General features: G+C 70.7%; 3 protein-coding genes. All 3 read left to right on the forward strand.

Features of this window, described 5'->3' with window-relative positions:
• Positions 1 to 282: 282 nt before the first annotated feature.
• Genes paaA through paaC form a run of 3 tightly spaced genes read left to right on the forward strand, consistent with a single transcriptional unit; the run spans position 283 to position 2,425 of the window.
• A complete protein-coding gene (paaA, locus tag BGO22_RS10125) occupies positions 283 to 1,293 on the forward strand; it encodes a 1,2-phenylacetyl-CoA epoxidase subunit PaaA (protein WP_204744046.1) in 1,011 nt (336 codons plus the stop codon).
• Complete coding sequence (gene paaB / locus BGO22_RS10130) at positions 1,290 to 1,586, forward strand: 1,2-phenylacetyl-CoA epoxidase subunit PaaB (protein ID WP_070400388.1); 297 nt, start codon at positions 1,290 to 1,292, stop codon at positions 1,584 to 1,586. The genes paaA and paaB overlap by 4 nt, the downstream gene beginning before the upstream one ends.
• On the forward strand, positions 1,586 to 2,425 hold the full coding sequence (gene paaC / locus BGO22_RS10135; protein ID WP_286850608.1) for a 1,2-phenylacetyl-CoA epoxidase subunit PaaC: 840 nt from the start codon (positions 1,586 to 1,588) through the stop codon (positions 2,423 to 2,425). Before paaB ends, paaC begins: the two co-directional genes overlap by 1 nt.
• The last annotated feature ends 101 nt before the right edge of the window (positions 2,426 to 2,526 follow it).

Raw genomic sequence — 2,526 nt, forward strand, 5'->3', positions numbered from 1 at the left:
GGGCCCGGACGAGCGCCCGGGCCTGACGGCCAGCGGCGTGTTCGTGATCAACCCGCCGCACACCCTGCACGCCGGGCTGGCCGAGGCCCTGCCGCTGCTGGTGGGCGCGCTGGGCCGTGGGCGCGGCCAAGGCCACACGCTGGAACACTCGGGCTGAACCGCGCGGCCCGGCGCGGACGGGCCCCGGCCCCCATCCATCGCGGCAAAAAAATTAACCGACCGGCCGGTCGGCTAACTTGGTACACTGCGCGGCCAGAGCCCCACCCGCCGAGGAGACCGCGCATGTACACGCAATCCTTCAACGTGCCCGACGGCACCGCCCCCGGCCCCCAGGCCGTGCCAGCCGCCGCCGACCCCGCCCTGCAGGCCCACTTCGATGCCGTGATCGACGCCGACGGCAAGATCGAGCCGCGCGACTGGATGCCCGAGGCCTACCGCAAGACCCTGGTGCGCCAGATCAGCCAGCACGCGCACAGCGAGATCGTGGGCATGCTGCCCGAGGGCAACTGGATCAGCCGCGCGCCCAGCCTCAAGCGCAAGGCCATCCTGCTGGCCAAGGTTCAGGACGAGGGCGGCCACGGCCTGTACCTCTACAGCGCCGCCGAGACCCTGGGCACCAGCCGCGACCAAATGGTCGACGCGCTGCACAGCGGCCGCGCCAAGTACAGCTCCATCTTCAACTACCCCACCCTCACCTGGGCCGACGTGGGCGTGATCGGCTGGCTGGTGGACGGCGCGGCGATCATGAACCAGATCCCCCTGTGCCGCTGCAGCTACGGCCCCTACGCGCGCGCCATGATCCGCGTCTGCAAGGAAGAGAGCTTCCACCAGCGCCAGGGCTACGAGTCGCTGCTGACCATGATGCAGGGCACGGACGAGCAGAAGGCCATGGTGCAGGACGCGGTGAACCGCTGGTGGTGGAAGTGCCTGGCCATGTTCGGCCCGCCCGACGACAACAGCCCCAACAGCGTGCAGGGCATGCGCTGGGGCATCAAGCGCATCAGCAACGACGCCCTGCGCCAGAAGTTCGTCGACGCCACCGTGCCGCAGGCCGAGGTGCTGGGCGTCACCCTGCCCGACCCCGAACTGAAGTGGAACGCCGAGCGCGGCCAGCACGACTTCGGCGCCATCGACTGGGACGAGTTCTGGCAGGTGGTGAACGGCAACGGCCCCTGCAACAAGGAGCGCCTGGCCACCCGCGTGAAGGCCTGGGAAGACGGCGCCTGGGTGCGCGAGGCCGCCCTGGCCCACGCGCGCAAGCAAGCACAACGCACCATGAAGGAGGCCGCATGAGCACCCCGGCATTGAAGGAATGGCCGCTGTGGGAGGTCTTCGTCCGCAGCAAGCAGGGCCTGGAGCACAAGCACTGCGGCAGCCTGCACGCCAGCGACGCGCGCCACGCCCTGCAGATGGCGCGCGACGTGTACACGCGCCGCCAGGAAGGCGTGAGCATCTGGGTCGTGCCCTCGGCCAGCATCACCGCGAGCGAACCGGATTCGAAGGACGCCTTCTTCGATCCCGCCGCCGACAAGGTCTACCGCCACCCGACCTTCTACGAGATCCCGGACAAAGTGGGGCACATGTGATGAGCTCGGCGCCTGTTGACTATGTGCTGCACCTGGCCGACAACGCCCTCGTGCTCGGCCAGCGCAACGCCGAGTGGTGCGGCCACGGGCCCATCCTGGAAGAGGACCTGGCCCTGGCCAACCACGCGCTCGACCACCTGGGCCAGGCGCGCCTGCTCTACCAGCACGCGGCCGCGCTCATCAACGCCGACCCCGCGCAGGCCAAGCGCTTCGCCCACCTGCAAGGCGCGCGCGCCGATGGCGCCCTGACCGAAGACAGCCTGGCCTACTTCCGCGCCACGCACGAGTTCCGCAACTTCACCCTGCTGGAGCTGCCACACCACGGCCCGCTCGCCGGCCCCGCGCGCGCCGACCGCGACTTCGCCACCACCACCGTGCGCAACGTGCTCTACGCTGCGCTCATGAACCTGTGGTGGGAGCGCCTGCAGGCCAGCGCCGATCCGCAGCTCGCCGCCATCGCGGCCAAGTCGCTCAAGGAGGTGCGCTACCACCTGAGCCACGCTGGCGACTGGCTGGTGCGTCTGGGCGACGGTACCGATCAGAGCCGCGCGCGCGCGCAGGCCGCGCTGGACCACCTCATGCCGCACACCCAAGAGTTCTGGACCGGCGACGAGGCCGAGTCCGCCGCCGTGGCCAGTGGCACCGGCGTGGCCCTCGCCGAACTCAAGCCCGCCTGGGATGCGCTGGTGGACGAGGTGCTGACCGAGGCCACGCTGCGGCGCCCCGCCGACGGCGGCTACGTGACGCAGGGCAAGCGCGGCCTGCACTCCGAACACATGGGCTTCCTGCTCGCCGAGATGCAGAGCCTGGCGCGCGAGCACCCCCAAGCCGTGTGGTGAGGCCATGGACGCGGCGCTGCGCGACCCCCCTTCGCTGGACGCCGTGCGCGCGGCCATCGCGCACCTGAGCGACCCCGAGATCCCCGTGGTGAGCCTGGCCG

The organism is Hydrogenophaga sp. 70-12 (assembly GCF_001897365.1).
GTDB lineage: Bacteria > Pseudomonadota > Gammaproteobacteria > Burkholderiales > Burkholderiaceae_C > Hydrogenophaga > Hydrogenophaga borbori.

Excerpts from the sequence above, each read along its gene's own strand:
- paaA (WP_204744046.1), top strand. The coding sequence starts at position 283 with ATGTACACGCAATCCTTCAACGTGCCCGACGGCACCGCCCCCGGCCCC.
- paaB (WP_070400388.1), top strand. The coding sequence starts at position 1,290 with ATGAGCACCCCGGCATTGAAGGAATGGCCGCTGTGGGAGGTCTTCGTC.
- paaC (WP_286850608.1), top strand. The coding sequence starts at position 1,586 with ATGAGCTCGGCGCCTGTTGACTATGTGCTGCACCTGGCCGACAACGCC.